Here is a 19923-nt window from a genome sequence, read left to right as displayed (position 1 = left end):
TGAAGTCAAAAGGGATTCAAACAACAAATGTTTTCTGAATATTCCGTGTTATGAAATGGAGCCTTGTCATTCATTTTGAGACAAGGTTTTATTTGTGGGCTGAATGATTTTTCAACGTATTTCTGGTTTTCAAAGAGGGGGACATGATCGCCTTATGAAAAAAAGTATTTGAATTTTTTCTTTTCCGAAAAGCAGGATTGTCATTTGTTTTGGCGAAAACTGAAAAAGTCCGGGAGGAAGAAAAACAATCCTGATCTTTATTATTGCATGAAAAACAGCTAAAATAGGGATATTCATGGAAACATGAATAAAGCTGTTCTTGTCTTTTCACAAATTCTTATCGTATGATGTTATTAATTAGGCTTATTATTTAGTCATTATTTAGGAAAGGGTGCTAAAAATGAAAGTCCAAGAAATTAGGGAGCTAATTAAGCTTGTCGATCAATCAAGCATTGACGAGTTTGTATATGAAGAAGACGGCGCTAAAATCCAAATGAAAAAGCGTGCCGGTGTTACATATGTACAGCAAGAGCCTGTTTCTGTTCAACCTGCTGCATCCCTGCAGCCTGCTGCCGCACAAGTAGCGGTGCCAAAAGAACAGGCGGCTGTGGAAAAAGCTTCGACAGAGGCGGCGCAAGAGAAAGCAGAAACATCCAATACGGATTCAGCATTACATAAAATTACATCTCCAATGGTCGGAACGTTTTATCAATCTCCGTCTCCAGACGCTGATCCTTACGTAAAAGTAGGATCAAAAGTACAGAAGAATACAGTGGTTTGCATTATAGAAGCCATGAAGTTATTTAATGAAATAGAGGCAGAAGTAGACGGAGAAATTGTGGAAGTGCTAGTAAAAGACGGGCAATTGGTGGAATATGGGCAACCGTTGTTTCTAGTGAAAACAGAATAAGGAGAGATCGGCATGATAAAAAAACTACTGGTTGCGAACCGTGGGGAAATTGCGGTCCGAATTATTCGCGCTTGTCGGGAATTAGGTATAGAGACCGTCGCCATTTATTCGGAAGCAGATAAAGAAGCGCTCCATGTCCAGCTTGCGGATGAAGCTTATTGCGTTGGTCCGAAGACATCAAAAGAAAGCTATTTGAACATGACGAATATCATCAGCGTAGCCACCTTGACTAACTGTGATGCGATTCACCCTGGATATGGATTTTTGTCGGAAAACGCCGATTTCGCAGAATTATGCCGTGAATGCAATATCACGTTTGTTGGCCCTTCACCGGAAGCCATTTCTAAAATGGGAACGAAAGACGTAGCGAGAGAAACGATGAAAAAAGCCGGTGTTCCAATCGTTCCGGGATCTCATGGGATTATCAAAAACATCGATGAAGCCCTATCACTGGCTGAGGAAATTGGCTATCCTGTGATTATAAAAGCGACCGCAGGCGGTGGCGGAAAAGGCATTCGCGTTGCCAGAAATCCACAGGATCTGGAAAAAGGAATCAATATTACTCAACAAGAAGCGGCTACTGCTTTTGGCAACCCCGGTGTATACATCGAAAAATACATTGAAGATTTCCGTCATGTAGAAATCCAAATTTTGGCGGACCAATACGGCAACGTCATTCATTTAGGTGAACGGGATTGTTCGATACAAAGACGTCTGCAAAAATTGTTGGAAGAATCTCCATCACCTGCTTTAGACGGTGAAATTCGAAAAGAAATGGGAGAAGCGGCCGTGAAAGCGGCAAAGGCGGTTGATTATACAGGAGCCGGTACGATAGAATTTATTTATGATTATCGTAACCGCCAATTTTATTTCATGGAAATGAATACCCGGATTCAAGTGGAGCATCCTGTAACAGAACTGGTTACTGGCGTTGATCTTGTGAAAGAACAAATTCGTATCGCTTCTGGAGAACAACTTTCCCTTAAACAAGAAGACGTGACTTTTCATGGATGGGCGATTGAATGCCGTATCAATGCAGAGAATCCTGAGAAAAATTTCATGCCTTCCCCGGGCATAATCCAAATGTATTTGCCGCCGGGAGGGCTTGGAGTTCGTGTGGATTCCGCTGCGTATCCAGGCTATATGATTCCTCCTTATTACGATTCTATGATCGCCAAATTAATTGCTTACGGCGATACCCGCGAAGAAGCGATCGCCCGGATGAAACGTGCTTTAAGCGAGTTTGTCATTGATGGTGTTCATACAACCATTCCGTTTCATTTGAAATTATTAGCGCATGAAAAGTTCGTGGAAGGAGACTTTAATACAAAGTTTCTTGAGATGTATGATGTGATGAACACATAATATGCCCGGAGGTGCAGAAAATGGTTGAAAATAACCAACTGTTGGAAATGAACAATGATGAAAATGAGCTGGGGAAAATAGAGATTGCGCCTGAAGTCATTGAAGTGATTGCCGGAATTGCCGCTTCTGAAGTAGAGGGCGTTGCTCAAATGCGCGGAAGTTTTGCGTCGGGTGTAGCGGAACGTTTAGGACGGAAAAACCATGGGAAAGGTGTAAAAGTGGAGTTGACAGACGAAAGCATGAAGGTGGACGTCTATTGTGTCGTCCATTTTGGCATCTCCATCCCGTCTGTAGCTCAAAAAGTTCAAGACAGTATTCGCCAGGCGCTGCTCAATATGACATCGCTTGAGGCTGATGAAGTAAATGTCCATATTGTAGGAGTACAATTTGAAACGAAAACGAATGACGGCGAAATTGAACAAGAAGTGTAAAAATAGCTGACCCCATGCCGAGGATCATGTCCCTCCTCATCTTTGTCTGAATAAAGACAACAATTCTTGAGTGATAAGGAGGGGCGGGTCTTTTTGGGTCGGCCTCTTTTTGTACGTGCCGTTATGCGAATGGTCGCTTAATTGGTCGGAACTTCTTTTCTCATTTTTGATTGTCTTGATATAATACCAGCAAGAAATACATAAAAAGAAGGAGAGCACGAATGAACAGAAGAGAAGCGCGCGAAAAAAGTCTGCAAGCGTTATATCAGATCGATGTAAGCGGTGCGGATCCAGCGGAAGCTATCCGAAATGTAGTCCCTGAAGAAGTGGACGACAGTTATGTGCATCAATGTGTACTCGGTACATATGAACATCTGGATGAAATAGATGGCTGCATTAAACAGCATTTGGAAAATTGGTCATTTGACCGCTTGGCAAAAGTCGACCGCAATATTTTAAGATTGGCTGTCTACGAAATGAAATATCGGGAAGATGTTCCCGCCAATGTGGCAATCAATGAGGCAGTAGAAATCGGCAAACGATTTGGAGACGAACGTTCAGGAAAATTTATTAACGGTGTTTTATCAAGAATTAAAAAGTCGCTAGAGAATAAATAGGAGGCGAAAAGCATTGGCAGGCAAACTAATTGATGGGAAAGCGGCGGCAAAGGAAATTCGTGAAGAAATAAAAAAAGAAGTGGATGAATTAAAAGCGCAAGGTGTTGTTCCGGGTCTTGCCGTGATACTGGTCGGAGATGATCCCGCATCCCATACGTATGTAAGGAATAAAGAAAAAGGCTGTAAGGAAGTAGGCATTCATTCGGAAATTTATAAATACCCTGCTGCCATTTCGGAAGCCGAGCTGCTCGATAAAATCCGCGAATTGAATGAGGATAAGCGAATTCATGGCATTCTTGTTCAGCTGCCGCTTCCTGGTCACATTTCCGAATCAAAAGTCATTGACACGATTTCTCCAGAAAAAGATGTCGATGGGTTTCATCCGGTGAACGTTGGGAAAATGGTAATAGGAAAAGAAGGGTTTTTGCCGTGTACCCCATATGGCATTATGAAACTGCTGGAAAGAGAACAGATCGATTTGCAAGGAAAACGGGCAGTTGTCATTGGGCGGAGCAACATTGTTGGAAAGCCTGCCGGACTTTTATTACTTCAGCGTAATGCGACTGTCACTTATTGTCATTCTAAAACAGAAAATCTTTCGTATCATACGAAACAAGCCGATATCATCATAGCGGCAGTTGGAAAAGCGAAATTTTTAAAAGCAGAAGATGTGAAAGAAGGGGCTGTCATCGTTGATGTCGGTATGAACCGCGACGAAAACGGAAAGCTTTGCGGGGACGTTGACTTTGAATCCGTTCGAGAAAAAGCAAGCTTCATTACTCCTGTGCCTGGTGGAGTTGGACCGATGACGATTACGATGTTGCTTTACAATACGGTTCAATCAGCCAAAAGAATGGTAAAAGATCGCATTTCCAATTGATTCATAGTACAATAATAAAAAAGAAGGCTGCCTTCCAGCGATTGGCGTGGAATGCAGCTTTTCTTATGACATTCCGGCAGCCGTAGCCGGGAAAAAGACGAAAAGGTGATTTTTTATGAATCAGCCAGCGTATTTAACGGTGAAGGCATTAACGAAATATCTCAAAAGAAAATTCGATGCGGATCCGTACCTTCGAAACGTCATGGTAAAAGGTGAAATTTCCAATTTCAAACAGCATACGAGCGGACATATGTATTTTACGTTAAAGGACGACCAGGCGAGAATTTTGGCCGTGATGTTTTCCACGATGAATAGACGATTAAAATTTCAACCTGAAAATGGCATGCAAGTGTTAGTTAAAGGGGAAATCACGGTATATGAAGCGAGCGGCCAGTATCAAATTTATGTCAAGGAAATGCAGCCGGACGGGATTGGCGAATTGTTTCTGGCCTTTGAACAATTGAAAGAAAAATTGGAAAAAGAAGGCCTCTTTCGTCCGGAAATAAAGAAAAAAATCCCGTCATTTCCTGCGGCTGTTGGAGTCGTTACTTCTCCGACGGGAGCCGCCATTCGTGATATTATAACGACTATTAAAAGACGATTTCCCATCACTAAAGTATATGTTTATCCGGCGCTTGTTCAAGGAGAAAATGCCGCTAGTTCTGTGGCGAAAGCCATTGCTGAAGCGAATCGCAATGAAGAGATTGATGTCCTGATCGTTGGGCGCGGCGGTGGATCGATCGAAGAGCTATGGGCATTCAATGAAGAAGTGGTGGCCAGAGCCATTCACCATTCCCGCATCCCGGTTATATCCGCCGTCGGACATGAAACGGATTTCACCATCGCGGATTTCGTTGCCGATATGAGAGCGCCGACGCCAACGGGAGCCGCTGAATTGGCCGTACCGCAAATAGAGGACGTATTGGAGAAAGTGTTGACGAAAAAAATGCGCTTGATTCGGGCCGTTTCCGAAAAGGTAAATAGAGAACGAAAACGTTATGAAGCGCTGAAGGATTCTTATGTTTTGCGCAATCCGGCATCGATATACGTTCAGAAAATGGAGAAAGTGGACAGGCTGACGGAAAAATTAATAAGGGAACAGAGATTTCAGTTTCATCGTTTGCAAGATTATTATTCTTATTTGAGCAAACAACTATTCAAACATCATCCGGGAAAACGAATTCAACTAGCTTCAGAAAATGTAGAACATCAGCAGCTTGAGCTTCACAAACAAATGGTTCGCTATTTGAATGAGCATAAGAAAAAGCTGGGAAATACTTTATCGGTTTTTAGCGCCCTCAATCCTATGAAAATTATGGAAAGAGGTTATGGCGTTGTGTTTTCGGAAGATCAAACGGTCATCAAAAGCACCGAACAAGTGGATCGAGGAGACAATATTCAAATCCGTCTTTCAGACGGTCAATTGGATTGCCGAGTAACGGAAGTAAGGAGGGATCATAATGGCAATTGAGCAGGAACTATCATTTGAACAAGCGATGGAACAATTGGAGGACATTGTGAGAAAGCTGGAAGAAGGAAATGTTCCGTTGGAAGAAGCGATTTCAATCTATAAAAAAGGTATGGAACTTTCTAAGCTTTGCCATGATAAATTGCAAGATGCGGAAGAACAGGTAGCAAAGCTCATGACTGAAGAAGGCGAAAGAGAATTTCGCATTCAAGAGGAGGAGTAGAAGACATTGTCCCAATCTACGTTGGCCGATTTTATGAAAGAATACAAACAAAAAATAGAACAGAAATTAAGATTTTATATTTCCTCTTTGGACTCTCCTCCCGTTTTAAAAGAAGCAATGGATTATTCTTTACAGGCGGGCGGAAAAAGAATACGTCCGGTTCTTTTATTTGCTGCTATTAACAGTTTTGGGAAAGACCCTGAAAGGGGAATGGATGCAGCAGCCGCTCTCGAAATGATTCATACTTATTCTTTAATCCATGATGACTTGCCAAGTATGGATGATGACGATTTGCGCCGCGGAAAACCGACGAACCATAAAGTTTACGGAGAGGCAAACGCTATTTTGGCAGGAGATGCGCTATTGACGTACGCTTTTCAAATTATCGCTCAATCACCTGACTTGTATGAAAAAGAAAAAGTGGCTATCATAGAGCAATTGGCTAAAGCGGCGGGACCGGAAGGAATGGTAGCAGGGCAAGTCGCAGATATGGAAGGTGAAAAAAAAGCTCTTACTTTAGAGGAACTAGAAGCCGTTCATAGAAATAAAACCGGGCGATTGATTGCCTTTAGCGTAAGAGCCGGGGCTTTGATCGGCGGGGCAACGGAAGCAGAATTGGCTGTTTTCGAAAGATATGCCTACCACATCGGAATTGCGTTTCAAATTCAAGATGATATATTGGACATAGTCGGCTCAGAGGAAAAACTCGGAAAAAGAGTCGGAAGTGATATAGCGAACCACAAAAATACGTATCCGGCTTTATTAACCGTTAGCGGGGCGAGAGAAAAATTAAAAGAACATGTCCATCAAGCAATAGAAGAGTTGAACCGTTTAAACGTTGAGACAGCTCTTTTAAAAGATATTGCCCTAATGATTGCCACCAGGGACAGCTAATGACGTGAAATTTCCATCATCGGGAGTGTTTGCATCCTTCTCTGATGATGAGTCGAACCAATCGGGTATATACGGTTAGTCTACATTGTTTTTCAATGGAGATTCGAGTCTCTGGATAAAGGGTTACACTATCTCTCAAAATGGTTTGTGGGGTCATTCGTTTTGTGATATGATCAAATACAAAGTGACATTGGCGTCATCGAGATGCTGTTTATTCGCTCAGGTTCCAGTCATATCAATCAATAGAGGCACTGCCGAAAAATGAAGTTTCTCATACGCAAAAAAGCGGATAAGGCTTAGTGGACGGAAGCTTTAGGAAAAGACGGCAGCTGAAAAGCCCGATTTGAATATCGGGATGATGCGGACGTTTAAGCGGTCGAAGAAAAGAGCTGCTGTCATAAAGGTGTGAGCGTTTTTGCCCAACGTTCTTGTGCTTTCCGTTCGATGTATTGAGATTTATTGCTTTGAGTTTTTGAGGCAAGTGCTCCTAAACAAATGGCTTCTTCCAATGTTTAGGAAGCGGTCTTAATGCCTGTTTAAGCAGAATCATTGAAATCTGAACAGAATGAAAGCGAGTGATCCTCTTGGATCTATTATCAATAAAAGACCCTTCTTTTTTACGAAATTTAAGCATACAAGAATTAGAAGCATTAAGTGCTGATATACGTCAATTCCTGATCGAAAAACTTTCTAAAACAGGCGGGCATATCGGACCCAATCTCGGGGTAGTGGAGTTAACCATTGCGCTCCATCGTTGTTTTCAAAGTCCACAGGACAAAATTCTATGGGACGTCGGCCACCAGTCTTATGTCCATAAAATTTTGACGGGACGCGCCGATCAATTTGATACGCTTCGCCAATATAAAGGCCTCTCTGGTTTTCCAAAGCATTCTGAAAGTGAACATGATGTTTGGGAAACGGGCCATAGCTCCACTTCGTTATCTGCAGCGATGGGAATGGCCATTGCCAGAGATTTAAAAAATGAATCGTCTTATATTGTACCCGTTATTGGAGACGGAGCGTTAACAGGAGGAATGGCATTAGAGGCGCTGAATCATATTGGTCACGAAAAAAAAGACATGATCGTCGTCTTAAATGACAATGAAATGTCGATCGCTCCAAATGTAGGCGCTCTTCACAGTATGTTGGGCAGATTGCGAACAGCGGGGAAATATAATCGAGTGAAGGACGAATTAGAACAATTATTGAAAAAAATCCCGGCTGTAGGCGGAAAGATTGCCCAAACGGCTGAGAGGTTAAAAGACAGCTTGAAATATTTGGTTGTCAATGGCGTTTTTTTTGAAGAACTCGGATTCAAATATTTTGGTCCGATTAACGGCCACGATTTTCATGAATTGATTGAAAATATTCAGTATGCCAAAAAAACAAAGGGACCTGTGCTTCTTCACGTCATTACGAAAAAAGGGAAAGGGTACCAGCCTGCCGAGTCGGACAGAAAAGGAACATGGCATGGAACCGGACCATATAAGATTGAAACAGGGGATATCATCAAACCGGTAGATGCTCCTCCGGCTTGGAGTGCAGTGGTCAGTGAAACCGTCCGAAAATTGGCCAGAACGGACAAACGAATTGTGGCGATTACTCCGGCAATGCCGGTCGGATCGAAATTGCTTGGGTTTGCCGAAGAATTTCCGGATCGGATGTTTGATGTTGGAATTGCAGAGCAGCATGCAGCCACGATGGCCGCCGGTTTGGCTACACAAGGCATGAAACCTTATTTAGCTATATATTCCACCTTTTTGCAAAGAGCATATGACCAGGTAGTTCATGATATATGCCGTCCTAATTTGAATGTGTTCATTGGTATTGACCGCGCCGGACTTGTGGGCGCAGACGGGGAAACGCATCAAGGCGTCTTTGATATTGCCTTTTTAAGGAGCTTGCCTAATCTTGTTTTAATGATGCCAAAGGACGAAAATGAAGGCCAAAACATGGTGTATACCGCGTTGCAATATGATGATGGCCCCATTGCGATGAGATTCCCCCGCGGAAACGGGCTAGGCGTACCAATGGACGAGGAATTTACAGCCATTCCGATTGGAACATGGGAAGTGTTGAAAGAGGGCAAAGATGCGGCTATTCTTACTTTTGGCACGACCATTCCTATGGCATTGGAGGCAGCGAAAGAATTGGAGAAGCAGGGGCAGTCTGTCAAAGTGGTCAATGCCCGCTTTATTAAGCCGCTTGATGAAGAGATGCTGCTCTCGATTTTAAAGGAAAACATCCCTATTCTCACGATCGAAGAAGCGGTTCTTCAAGGGGGATTTGGAAGCGCGGTGATGGAATTTGCCCACGACCGTGGTTTCCACCATACCGTCATTGAACGCATGGGAATACCGGACCGTTTTATTGAACATGGCAGTGTCAACAAGTTGCTGGAAGAAATGGATCTTACTTTTGAACATGCAGTGAAGATTCTTCATTCCATCATTCCAGAAAAAAAGAAAAGGGCTTGATTATGAAAGTAAAAAAACAGCGACTAGATGTGCTACTTGTGGAAAGAGGATTAATAGAGACAAGAGAAAAAGCAAAAAGAGCAATCATGGCGGGAACCGTTTTCTCCAACGAGACTAGGCTTGAAAAACCGGGAGACAAGGTTCCGGAGGACATTCCTTTAGAAATAAAGGGAAATCCGTTGCCATATGTTAGCCGTGGAGGTTTAAAGCTAGAAAAAGCGTTAAAAGAATTTGATGTGGATATAAAAGGAAAAATTTTATTGGATATCGGAGCTTCTACCGGAGGATTTACGGATTGTGCTCTTCAAAACGGAGCAAAAATGTCGTATGCATTGGACGTCGGATATAATCAATTAGCATGGAAATTGAGAAAAGATGAACGCGTAGTGGTCATGGAACGTACTAATTTTCGCTATGTACAGCCGGAAAATTTTACAAAAGGCTTGCCTAATTTTGCTACCATTGATGTTTCATTTATCTCATTGCGATTGATTTATCCGGTGTTGAAAAAAGTGCTGGTGCCTTCCAGTGATTGCATTGCCTTAATTAAACCGCAGTTTGAAGCGGGAAGGGAACAAGTAGGAAAAAAAGGAATCGTTCGTGATCCTCGCGTTCATCAAGAAGTAATCGAACAAACAATCGATTTTGCTGCCAAAGAAGGATATATAGTCAAAAATTTATCGTACTCTCCCATTACAGGAGGAGACGGAAATATTGAATTTTTGCTCCATCTTTTTTGGCCGGGAGAGAGCCGATCGATCGAGCAAGAGGATCAAAAATATCCTTTTTCGATTGAATCGATCGTAAAAGAAGCTCACGAGCAGTTCAAAAAATCGAAAGATCCATCTTAAAAACAGGAGACGGACGGAATTGCCTTGCTTCCGGGAGGCGGCCGGGTCTCCTTTTCAGTGTAATGGCGGCTCTTTAATGGTAGGCCGTTTTTCTTTTTGTTTTCGCATATTTGTTTTACACAACAGGAGATACTACAATACAGATTCTCGGCATCGGCCTTTAGAAAAGAACGCGGCAGACCCGGATGCCCGGGCGAAGAACTATGACTATACTTCCTCGTTCATTTAATATATGATAAATGTATAAACAAGCATGTTTATACAAAGTTTATGGGGTGTTATACATGAATAAAGGACAACGCCATATTAAAATTCGCGAATTTATTGCACATCATGATATTGAGACTCAAGACGAGCTTGTTGAATATTTGCGAAAAGCAGGATTTAATGTTACGCAGGCGACTGTTTCCAGAGATATAAAAGAATTGCACCTTGTCAAAGTGCCATTGCCGGATGGCAGATACAAATACAGTCTTCCGGCTGATCAGCGTTTTAATCCGTTGCAAAAATTGAAAAGAGCTTTGCTTGACGCTTTTGTCAGCATTGATTCCGCAGGGCATTTTGTGGTGTTGAAAACGCTCCCTGGCAATGCTCATGCTGTAGGAGCTCTGCTTGATAATTTAGATTGGGAAGAAATTTTGGGAACCATCTGCGGCGACGACACTTGCTTAATTATTTGCAGAGAACCGGAACATACAGAGTTGCTGAAAAAACGATTTCTGGAAATGCTGTAATAACAGGTTTGGAGGGATGTAATTGCTGCAAGAATTATCCATCCACAATTTTGCCATTATCGATGAACTTTCCCTCTCCCTCGATAAAGGATTGACGGTTTTAACCGGTGAAACAGGGGCCGGTAAATCGATTATTATTGATGCCATTTCGCTGTTGATAGGCGGAAGAGGTTCTGCTGAATTTGTCCGGCACGGAGAAAAAAAGGCAGAAATTGAAGGGTTGTTTTTGCTGGATAATCCCGATCATCCTTGTTATCAAAAAGCAGAGGAATTGGGAATCGACATTGAAGATGGAATGATTGTCCTTCGCCGGGAGATTTCGACTTCTGGAAAAAGTGTCTGCCGAATTAATGGGAAGCTGGTCACGATATCCATTTTGAGGGAGATTGGCGCCTCCCTCGTCGATATTCATGGTCAGCATGAGCATCAAGAACTGTTAAATCCCGCTCTCCATTTGCAATTGCTGGACGAATTTGCAGGCAAAGAATTGGAGAAAGCCAAGATGAGCTATCAAGAGCTGTATGAGCAATACGTAAAAACGAAACAAAGAATTAGCCAATTAAGCGAGAATGAACAAGAGATGGCTCATCGACTCGATCTCATTCAATTCCAACTGAATGAAATTCAAAGCGCTGACTTGCAGCTGAATGAAGATGAAAAGCTGCTGAATGAAAAACGAAAACTTTCCAATTATGAAAAGTTATATGAAGCCATTACGACAAGCTACGATGGCCTGCAAGGGGAAGGAAAAGGACTCGATTGGGTCGGCCTTGTCATGAGCTATTTAGAGACAGCTGCTGAACTGGATAGTGAATACGAACCCGTTTATAAAAATGTGTCAAACGCTTATTATATGCTGGAAGACGCTGCAAGGCAAATCAGCGGAGAAATGGATACGATCGAATTTGATCCTAACAGATTAAATGAAATTGAAGCCCGATTGAATGAAATCAATCTTCTGAAAAGAAAATACGGACAAAGCATTGAAGAGATTTTGGAGTACGGGGCCAAAATAGAAGAAGAGATCGAAACTTTAACCCATAAAGAAACCAGGCTCGAGGATTTGGAAAAAAAATTAGCGTCCATCAAACAAGATCTGTTATTGGAAGCGAAAAATTTGAGCAATTTGCGCAAAAAATGGGCAGAAACACTGACTGAAGCGATTCACCACGAATTAAAACAGCTTTATATGGACAAGACTGTATTTGAAATTCGATTCCTACCTGTGGAAGAAGACACATTCCATAAAGACGGGATCGATCAAGTGGAATTTTATATTTCTACCAATCCGGGCGAACCCTTGAAACCTTTAGCAAAAGTGGCTTCTGGAGGAGAATTGTCGCGGATTATGCTGGCGTTGAAAACGATTTTCTCCAGCCACCAAGGGGTTACTTCCATCATATTTGATGAAGTGGATACAGGGGTTAGCGGCCGCGTCGCACAGGCGATCGGCGAAAAAATTTATCAAGTATCTGTTCAATCCCAAGTTCTGTGCATTTCTCATCTGCCGCAGGTCGCGGCCATGGCGGACACTCATTTATATATTTCCAAAGAGACCGACAAAGGACGGACTAGAACGTCTGTCAAACCGTTGGAATATGAAGAAAAAGTAAAAGAGATCGGCCGGATGATTTCGGGAGTAGAAATGACCACTTTGACGAAGCAGCATGCAAAGGAACTGCTTGACTTGGCCAAATCCATTAAACAAGTTTGAAAAGCTATCCTAAATTGGATAGCTTTTTGCTGTTTACACAGTTATAAATCCATTCCGGAAAGGTCAAATTAAAAGTGTAGCCTAATAAGAAGCGAGGAGAGTGAAAAGATGAGTTTGGATCGTCTAAGGAAAATAATTGGTGGAATTCTCCTTGTTTCTTTGATCATGGCTTTGGTGTGTCAGCCTGTTGAAAAATACATGTCCATACCAAAATCGATATCTTTGCCAGAAGGAGAACAAATTTCTTTCGGCAAATCTCAAGCAGTGAGTGCATTTGCTTCTTCAAAGGACCATGTTGATGTTCATAATCGAAAAAGTGCGTTTTCTATAAAAGGAAAGGATATAGGAAAAGAAGAAGTATTGCTGGAATATGCAGGATTTCCAATGAAAAAAGTGGATATACGAGTAGTCAAAAACATTAAAATCATACCCGGCGGCCAATCGATAGGGGTAAAATTAAATTCGCTAGGCGTCCTCGTCGTAGGTCATCACTTGGTAGATTCTGCATCTGGGAAAAAATCACCTGGTGAGGAAGCCGGTATTCGAGTCGGTGACATTATAACGGAAATCAATGGTCACCCCGTAGAAAAATTAAACGATATTTCTCGATTAATAAAGCATGCCGGCATTGAAAAAAAGCCGCTGGAAGTCATAGTGATAAGAGATAACCAAAAAATCAAAACAAAACTTCTTCCACTAAAAGACAAAAACGAAAATACCTACAAACTGGGGCTTTATATCCGAGATTCAGCAGCAGGAATCGGTACGATGACCTTTTATGATCCAAAAACAAAAAAATATGGCGCTTTGGGTCATGTCATTTCCGATATGGATACAAAAAAACCGATCCTTGTTCATGATGGCAATATTGTACGATCGACCGTGACTTCTATTGAAAAAGGACGTCATGGCGATCCTGGAGAAAAGTTAGCCCAGTTTTCAGAAGATCGCCAAACGATCGGCGATATTCGCAAAAACAGCTCGTTTGGCATTTTCGGCAAATTAAATCAAAATATCTCGAATGGAGTATTAAACAAGCCGATGCCAGTGGCTTTATCTTATCAAGTAAAAGAAGGACCGGCTAAAATATTGACGGTTTTAAATGGTGAAAAAGTGGAATCTTATGATATTGAAATTGTCAGCACGATTCCGCAAAAATATCCCGCTACCAAAGGAATGGTGATCAAAATAACCGACCCGAGACTACTCGATAAAACAGGTGGAATTGTTCAAGGGATGAGCGGGAGCCCCATTATACAAGATGGAAAAATTGTGGGTGCCGTAACCCATGTTTTTGTCAACGATCCAACTTCCGGCTATGGCGTTCACATTGAATGGATGTTGCATGAAGCGGGGATCGATATTTACGGAAATAAAAATAAAAAAGCAGCAAGTTAAAAACCAGATGGAGCAATCCACCTGGTTTTTTCTTTTCAAAAACGAAAACTGCTAAAATCTTCATTAAAAATTTGAAAACTTAAAGGATTTTTTTTGGATTTGTCGAAAAAATAATTCAGAGAATGAATATAATGAGAAATATAAAAGAGAGAAATCAGGATTGAGGAGGAAACCTGTAGTGAAAAAAATAAAAGTGGCTGTTGTTGACGATAATCGCGAATTGGTGAATTTGTTGGTAGACGCTATTTCTTCTCAAGAAGATATGGAAGTAGCGGGGGTTGCTTACAATGGACATGATTGCTTGGAAATGCTCCCAAGAACGGCTCCCGATGTGTTAATATTGGATATTATCATGCCTCATTTTGATGGATTGGCTGTACTGGAAAGTATCAGAGAGAATCCTTTGGAGAAAACGCCGAATGTCATTATGCTAACAGCTTTTGGACAGGAAGATGTGACGAAAAAAGCTGTTGAATTAGGAGCTTCTTATTTTATTTTAAAGCCTTTTGATATGGAAAATTTGATCAGCCATATTCGTCAAGTAAGCGGATCAGCACCATCGATTCTAAAAAAATCCACTCATTTTTCCCGAATGGCCTCCGAGCAAAAGCCGAAAAATTTAGATGCAAGCATTACGAGCATTATTCATGAAATTGGTGTGCCGGCTCATATTAAAGGCTATTTATATTTGCGCGAAGCCATCGCAATGGTGTACAACGACATTGAACTGCTGGGATCCATTACCAAAATCCTGTATCCGGATATCGCTAAGAAATACAATACGACCGCAAGCCGAGTGGAGCGGGCGATCCGTCATGCCATCGAAGTTGCTTGGAGCCGTGGAAATATAGAATCCATTTCTTCTTTATTTGGTTATACGGTGAGCATGTCGAAAGCAAAACCTACGAACAGTGAGTTTATCGCGATGGTAGCCGATAAGCTGAGATTGGAGCATAAAGCTTCTTAAATATCCGTTTGGACGATCATTTTAACGATCGTTGCAATGTCTGATCCATTTTTACTCAGCGTTAAAGACTTCTTTCATTTTTATGTATGAACATTCTTTTTTGGTCAAATGGTAAGCCTCTGAAAGAATGTTCTTTTTTGTTCCAAAGGAAAAATGGATTAAGGGGATGAGTGGGTCGTGACTCTCATATTTGCCCATAGAGGGTTTTCCAGCATTGAGCCGGAAAATACGATGTCGGCTTTTCAAGAAGCGGAAAAATGCGGTGCTGATGGAATCGAATTAGATGTGCAATTGACAAAAGACGGCGAAGTAGTGGTTATTCATGATGAAAAGGTGGATCGTACCACCAATGGAAAAGGGTATGTAAAAGATTACACGTTGAGCGAGCTGCAGCAATTGAACGCACACTATATTTTTAAAAAACAGAACGAAAAAGTGCGAATTCCAACGTTAAAAGAAGTGTTTGACTGGTTGGCCGGAAATCATTTGATTTGCAATGTAGAAATAAAAAGCCACGAATTTCAGCAATTCCATTTAGAGGAAAAAGTCATTGCATTCATCCGCCGCTATGGATTTGAAAAACGAGTGATTCTTTCTTCTTTTAATCATTACTCGATCGTTCATTGTTATCGGCTGGCGCCCGATGTGGAAACGGCCCTTTTGTATTCCTACGGGATATATTTACCGTGGGTCTATGCGAAAGGATTACATGCAAGAGCCATTCATCCCCATTATCAGACATTAACGGAAGAAATCGTTCAAATGTCCCGTCAAAATGGAATTAAAGTACGTCCTTATACCGTTAACCGTGAGAAAGACATGAAACGCCTTTTTGCGATGGGGTGTGACGCCATTATCACGGACGAACCGAAGAAAGCACTCCGGCTGCGGCAAAGTGATGGCCAATCGTCATCATAAAAAGAACGACAATGTGGATATTTTATATACTCAATGGAAATGGATTAGATCAGTTAAATGAAACGGCTTCGAGGGAAACATTCCCTTGAAGCCGCTAATCTTGTTTGTGGACAATCTTTTCAAGCAAAATCCATTTTGCGAACACGAAGAGCAAGATGGTCATTCATGAATCCATTCTTTTTATCTTTTTTGGAATCGTTTTTGTACTTTGTTTCTTTTACGGTCGCGGTAAAAAACAAAACCCCCTACAAACGAAAGCCCGGCTCCAAACAGTAAAAAGCCGATAAGAAATTGCAGCCATAATGAAAGAAAGGGCGGGTGTAGAATACCGAATACCGTATCTCTCATCCACTTTATTCCCAGACCCGCAAGAAGCGCGGGAATGACCAATATTAATAGCGCAAAAATACGAGCCATGACTTTCTCCCCTTTTTGTCCGTATGACCAAATAGTATCCAACTTTTCGAAATTGTCAAGCGGATATTTTCCATTAAAATGTAAAAGATGAAAAAACCTCTCAAAGCGTGGTGAAGCGACATTGCAAAAGGTGTTAATTGTCGGTGCAGGAAGAGGCGGAATGACGATCTTAAAATTTCTTCGGGAAACATCGCTGTTTCAAATAGCGGCCATTGTCGATATCCATGAGAATGCTCCGGGTATGAAATGGGCCAGAAAGATGGGGATACGGACAGAATCTGATTGGAAGCCGCTTTTAACGGATGAAATCGGAATGGCTGTCGAAGTGACAGGGGATGAAAAGGTACTTCAAGAGATGAAAGAAGTGTGCGGAAAGCAAACGGTCTTGATTCCCGGCAATATCGCTCATATGATGGCCCGTCTGTTGCAAGAAAAAGAATCGCTCATTCTCCAGCTGAAAAATGAACAAAATAAGCATAATGTCATTTTTGATTCCACAGATGAAGGAATGGTTGGAATTGATCTTCGCGAAAAAATTATTCTCTACAATAAAAGCGCGGAACGAATCATCGGAATCAAAAAAGAACAAGCGATAGGAACTCCCGTACGGCAAATCATTCCCACAAGCCGGCTTCCTCGTATATTAAGGACAAAAAAAGCGGAAGTCAATCGAGAACAAATATTGGCGAACGGCTTGAAAATTATTACGACGCGAATACCGATGATGGACGAAAATCAAAATATGATGGGAGCGTTCGCTGTCTTTCGGGATATTACGGAAGTAATGAACCTCGCCGAAGAGATCACCAATTTAAAAGAATTTCAAACCATGCTCGAAGCGATTATCCATTCAAGCGACGATGCCATTTCCGTAGTGGATGAAAAAGGAAGAGGCATTTTAATCAATCCTGCCTACACAAGAATCACGGGTTTAACGGAAGAACAGGTGATCGGAAAACCGGCCAATGCGGACATATCCGAAGGGGAAAGCGTCCATATGGAGGTATTGAAGAAACGAAAACCGGTTCGAGGAGTGAAAATGAAGGTTGGTCCGAAACGGAAAGAAGTAGTGGTGAATGTAGCGCCTATTATTGTCAATGGCACCCTGAAAGGAAGCGTCGGTGTGATCCATGATGTTTCAGAAATACAGGCGTTGACTCAAGAATTAAATCGGGCTAGACAAATTATTCGTACGTTGGAAGCGAAATATACGTTTGAAGACATTGTGGGTGAATCAGAAGAAATCAAATTCGCGATTGAACAGGCCAAGCTAGGTGCGAATACCCCTGCTACCGTACTATTAAGAGGGGAGTCGGGCACAGGAAAAGAATTGTTTGCCCACGCCATACATAATGCCAGTGATCGCCGCTACAATAAGTTTGTCCGCGTGAATTGCGCTGCGATATCGGAAACGTTGTTGGAAAGTGAATTATTTGGCTACGAAGAAGGAGCTTTTTCCGGTGCGAAAAGAGGGGGCAAGATTGGACTATTTGAAGAAGCAAATAACGGCAGCATTTTCCTGGATGAAGTTGGAGAATTAAGCCCGAATACACAAGCCAAATTATTGAGAGTTCTTCAAGAACAGGAAATTGTTCGTGTAGGCGGCACAAAACCTATTCCCATTAATGTTCGGGTGATTGCCGCAACAAACGTTTCTTTAGAAAAAGGCATCGCGGAAGGAACATTCAGGGAAGATTTATATTATCGGTTAAATCGAATGCCTATTCAAATCCCTCCTTTACGCCGAAGAAAGACGGATATTCCATTGCTTTGCCGATACTTGCTGGCAAAAATCAACCAAGATTACGGACGAAATGTGGAAAGAATTTCTTCGGAAGCAATGAAAAAGTTAATGGATTATGACTGGCCAGGGAATGTAAGAGAACTAGAAAACGTATTGGGAAGAGCTGTGATTTTTATGAATTATCATGAGACGATGATGGATGTCGATCATTTATTCTTTTTGCAATCCCAGCCAAAAGAATATCCTCTTGAATCCCCGATTCATGGCTTAAAAAAAGGGACAACCCTATCTTCTTTGATGGATGAATATGAAAAAAACATTATTCAAGAAACGCTTATGCAGACGGGAGGAAACAAAACCGAAGCTGCGAAAAGGTTAGGAATTTCCATTCGTAATTTGTATTACAAAATTGCAAAGTACAAACTGCAATAATTTGCATGCAAATGATGACACTTTTGCAAGAAACGGCAAAATCAAGGGGTAAGGACGACTGGAAAAACGATTTTTTTCTTATTGGCATCCATTTTGCATGACAATGAATGAGGAAAGGTAGAAAATAGAGCAGGAATCGTCTTTTTTGCGCTCATTCAGACAGTAAAAAATGGAATCAACCATGAGCAATGCTACGATTTCGGAGATTCGGACGATATCCTTTGTCGGATCTTTTTCTCGATTACTACTGTTTATGCGCATATGAGCAATGGAATGATAGTCAGGAAATCCTGCATTCCCATGTTGGGACGACAAAGACGACAAGTAGTATGTTTTTGTCCTTTAGCTTATAATGGATTCAGCATCATGAGGGAGGAATAGAGAATGGAAATATTTCGCTATATGGAAAAATACGATTATGAGCAGCTATTGTTTTGCCAAGATCAAAATTCAGGGCTAAAAGCTATTATTGCCATACATGACACAACGTTGGGACCTGCCCTAGGCGGAACGAGAATGTGGACTTATGAATCGGAAGAAGCGGCAATCGAAGACGCCCTTCGATTGGCAAGAGGCATGACATATAAAAATGCAGCAGCAGGATTGAATTTGGGCGGAGGAAAAACCGTCATTATTGGCGATCCTCATAAAGATAAAAATGAAGAAATGTTTCGTGCGCTCGGACGATTTATTCAAGGTTTAAACGGGCGTTACATTACCGCGGAAGATGTCGGCACAACGGTAGCGGATATGGATATCATTCACGAAGAGACCGATTTTGTCACCGGCATTTCACCTGCTTTCGGGTCTTCAGGAAACCCCTCTCCCGTTACAGCGTACGGCTGTTATGTCGGAATGAAGGCAGCGGCAAAAGAAGCATTTGGATCAGACTCATTAGAGGGATTAACCATAGCGGTGCAAGGGGCAGGAAATGTCGCTTATCATTTATGCAAATATCTTCATGAAGAACGGGCGCGTTTGATTGTAACGGATATTCATAAAGAACCGGTTCAACGCATTGTTCAAGAGTTTGGGGCGGAAGCGGTTGATCCAAATGACATCTATTCTGTAGAAGCGGACATCTTTTCACCTTGCGCCCTTGGTGCCATTCTGAACGATGAAACCATTCCGCAATTGAAAGCGAAAGTCATCGCTGGTTCTGCCAATAATCAACTAAAAGAGGCGAAACACGGGGATATGTTATATGAAATGGGCATTGTTTATGCTCCGGATTATGTGATTAATGCCGGTGGAGTAATCAATGTTGCCGATGAACTTTACGGCTACAACCGCGAACGCGCATTAAAAAAAGTAGAACAAATTTATCAAAACATTGAAAAGGTATTCGAAATTTCTAAAAGAGACGGGATTCCGACTTATATAGCGGCCGACCGTATGGCAGAAGAAAGAATTGAAAAAATCCGCCATTCTCGGAGCCAATTTTTAACCAACAGCAAACATATACTCAATCGCCGTCGCTAAG

At 41.8% G+C, this 19923-nt stretch carries 18 protein-coding genes; 17 read left to right on the top strand and 1 reads right to left on the bottom strand.

The genetic code is table 11. From position 1 onward, the window contains the following. Positions 1-400 precede the first annotated feature (400 nt). From accB to NST81_RS11675, 15 genes are all read left to right on the top strand, one after another. Positions 401-910 carry an acetyl-CoA carboxylase biotin carboxyl carrier protein gene (gene accB / locus NST81_RS11745; protein WP_341029943.1) on the top strand — a complete coding sequence of 170 codons (510 nt, stop codon included), beginning with the start codon at positions 401-403 and terminating at the stop codon, positions 908-910. A gap of 12 nt (positions 911-922) precedes the next feature. Then, on the top strand, positions 923-2275 hold the full coding sequence (gene accC / locus NST81_RS11740) for an acetyl-CoA carboxylase biotin carboxylase subunit (protein WP_048623661.1): 1353 nt from the start codon (positions 923-925) through the stop codon (positions 2273-2275). 20 nt (positions 2276-2295) lie between these two features. Next, complete coding sequence (locus NST81_RS11735) at positions 2296-2706, top strand: Asp23/Gls24 family envelope stress response protein (protein WP_003355295.1); 411 nt, start codon at positions 2296-2298, stop codon at positions 2704-2706. A 221-nt stretch (positions 2707-2927) separates the two neighbouring features. Further along, entirely contained in the window at positions 2928-3323 is a 396-nt protein-coding gene (nusB, locus tag NST81_RS11730) for a transcription antitermination factor NusB (RefSeq protein ID WP_048623660.1), read from the top strand. Between the two features lie 13 nt (positions 3324-3336). Beyond that, complete coding sequence (gene folD, locus NST81_RS11725) at positions 3337-4203, top strand: bifunctional methylenetetrahydrofolate dehydrogenase/methenyltetrahydrofolate cyclohydrolase FolD (protein ID WP_048623659.1); 867 nt, start codon at positions 3337-3339, stop codon at positions 4201-4203. Positions 4204-4318: 115 nt separating this feature from the next. Further along, positions 4319-5674 (top strand): exodeoxyribonuclease VII large subunit, encoded by a 1356-nt coding sequence (gene xseA, locus NST81_RS11720; protein ID WP_340402312.1) that lies wholly within the window; start codon positions 4319-4321, stop codon positions 5672-5674. Continuing rightward, a complete protein-coding gene (xseB, locus tag NST81_RS11715; RefSeq protein ID WP_003355290.1) occupies positions 5664-5894 on the top strand; it encodes an exodeoxyribonuclease VII small subunit in 231 nt (76 codons plus the stop codon). The genes xseA and xseB overlap by 11 nt, the downstream gene beginning before the upstream one ends. Before the next feature lie 6 nt (positions 5895-5900). Then, positions 5901-6788: a polyprenyl synthetase family protein gene (locus NST81_RS11710; protein WP_048623657.1), complete on the top strand. Its 888-nt coding sequence runs from the start codon at positions 5901-5903 to the stop codon at positions 6786-6788. Positions 6789-7372: 584 nt separating this feature from the next. After that, a complete protein-coding gene (gene dxs, locus NST81_RS11705; protein ID WP_048624491.1) occupies positions 7373-9265 on the top strand; it encodes a 1-deoxy-D-xylulose-5-phosphate synthase in 1893 nt (630 codons plus the stop codon). A 2-nt stretch (positions 9266-9267) separates the two neighbouring features. Next, positions 9268-10116 carry a TlyA family RNA methyltransferase gene (locus NST81_RS11700; RefSeq protein WP_341029939.1) on the top strand — a complete coding sequence of 283 codons (849 nt, stop codon included), beginning with the start codon at positions 9268-9270 and terminating at the stop codon, positions 10114-10116. Between the two features lie 284 nt (positions 10117-10400). Further along, positions 10401-10850, top strand: coding sequence for a transcriptional regulator AhrC/ArgR (gene ahrC / locus NST81_RS11695; RefSeq protein WP_040341761.1), 450 nt, complete (start codon positions 10401-10403; stop codon positions 10848-10850). Between the two features lie 22 nt (positions 10851-10872). Continuing rightward, entirely contained in the window at positions 10873-12564 is a 1692-nt protein-coding gene (gene recN / locus NST81_RS11690; protein WP_341029937.1) for a DNA repair protein RecN, read from the top strand. A 108-nt stretch (positions 12565-12672) separates the two neighbouring features. Next, positions 12673-13962 (top strand): SpoIVB peptidase, encoded by a 1290-nt coding sequence (gene spoIVB, locus NST81_RS11685; RefSeq protein ID WP_048623655.1) that lies wholly within the window; start codon positions 12673-12675, stop codon positions 13960-13962. A 178-nt stretch (positions 13963-14140) separates the two neighbouring features. After that, positions 14141-14929: a sporulation transcription factor Spo0A gene (gene spo0A, locus NST81_RS11680; protein ID WP_003355282.1), complete on the top strand. Its 789-nt coding sequence runs from the start codon at positions 14141-14143 to the stop codon at positions 14927-14929. Positions 14930-15106: 177 nt separating this feature from the next. Continuing rightward, positions 15107-15847 carry a glycerophosphodiester phosphodiesterase gene (locus NST81_RS11675; protein ID WP_341029935.1) on the top strand — a complete coding sequence of 247 codons (741 nt, stop codon included), beginning with the start codon at positions 15107-15109 and terminating at the stop codon, positions 15845-15847. Positions 15848-16027: 180 nt separating this feature from the next. Here the strand turns inward: NST81_RS11675 and NST81_RS11670 are convergent, their stop codons facing one another. Next, positions 16028-16264, bottom strand: a complete 237-nt coding sequence (locus NST81_RS11670) for a DUF2627 domain-containing protein (protein WP_003355280.1) — start codon at positions 16262-16264, stop codon at positions 16028-16030. Positions 16265-16385: 121 nt separating this feature from the next. Here NST81_RS11670 and NST81_RS11665 point away from each other — a divergent pair, with 121 nt between their 5' ends. Then, on the top strand, positions 16386-18440 hold the full coding sequence (locus tag NST81_RS11665; protein ID WP_048623654.1) for a sigma-54-dependent Fis family transcriptional regulator: 2055 nt from the start codon (positions 16386-16388) through the stop codon (positions 18438-18440). Between the two features lie 384 nt (positions 18441-18824). Then, positions 18825-19922, top strand: coding sequence for a branched-chain amino acid dehydrogenase (bcd, locus tag NST81_RS11660; RefSeq protein ID WP_270583153.1), 1098 nt, complete (start codon positions 18825-18827; stop codon positions 19920-19922). Position 19923 lies beyond the last annotated feature (1 nt).

Origin of the sequence: Bacillus sp. FSL W8-0223 (assembly GCF_038006805.1) — a bacterium.
Lineage (GTDB): Bacteria > Bacillota > Bacilli > Bacillales > DSM-4216 > Bacillus_O > Bacillus_O smithii.
The sequence above is the reverse complement of the archived record's forward strand: the minus strand, read 5'-3'. Positions and strand labels throughout refer to the sequence as shown.

Excerpts from the sequence above, each read along its gene's own strand:
- accB (WP_341029943.1), top strand. The coding sequence starts at position 401 with ATGAAAGTCCAAGAAATTAGGGAGCTAATTAAGCTTGTCGATCAATCA.
- accC (WP_048623661.1), top strand. The coding sequence starts at position 923 with ATGATAAAAAAACTACTGGTTGCGAACCGTGGGGAAATTGCGGTCCGA.
- NST81_RS11735 (WP_003355295.1), top strand. The coding sequence starts at position 2,296 with ATGGTTGAAAATAACCAACTGTTGGAAATGAACAATGATGAAAATGAG.
- nusB (WP_048623660.1), top strand. The coding sequence starts at position 2,928 with ATGAACAGAAGAGAAGCGCGCGAAAAAAGTCTGCAAGCGTTATATCAG.
- xseA (WP_340402312.1), top strand. The coding sequence starts at position 4,319 with ATGAATCAGCCAGCGTATTTAACGGTGAAGGCATTAACGAAATATCTC.
- xseB (WP_003355290.1), top strand. The coding sequence starts at position 5,664 with ATGGCAATTGAGCAGGAACTATCATTTGAACAAGCGATGGAACAATTG.
- NST81_RS11700 (WP_341029939.1), top strand. The coding sequence starts at position 9,268 with ATGAAAGTAAAAAAACAGCGACTAGATGTGCTACTTGTGGAAAGAGGA.
- ahrC (WP_040341761.1), top strand. The coding sequence starts at position 10,401 with ATGAATAAAGGACAACGCCATATTAAAATTCGCGAATTTATTGCACAT.
- spoIVB (WP_048623655.1), top strand. The coding sequence starts at position 12,673 with ATGAGTTTGGATCGTCTAAGGAAAATAATTGGTGGAATTCTCCTTGTT.
- NST81_RS11670 (WP_003355280.1), bottom strand. The coding sequence starts at position 16,264 with ATGGCTCGTATTTTTGCGCTATTAATATTGGTCATTCCCGCGCTTCTT.
- bcd (WP_270583153.1), top strand. The coding sequence starts at position 18,825 with ATGGAAATATTTCGCTATATGGAAAAATACGATTATGAGCAGCTATTG.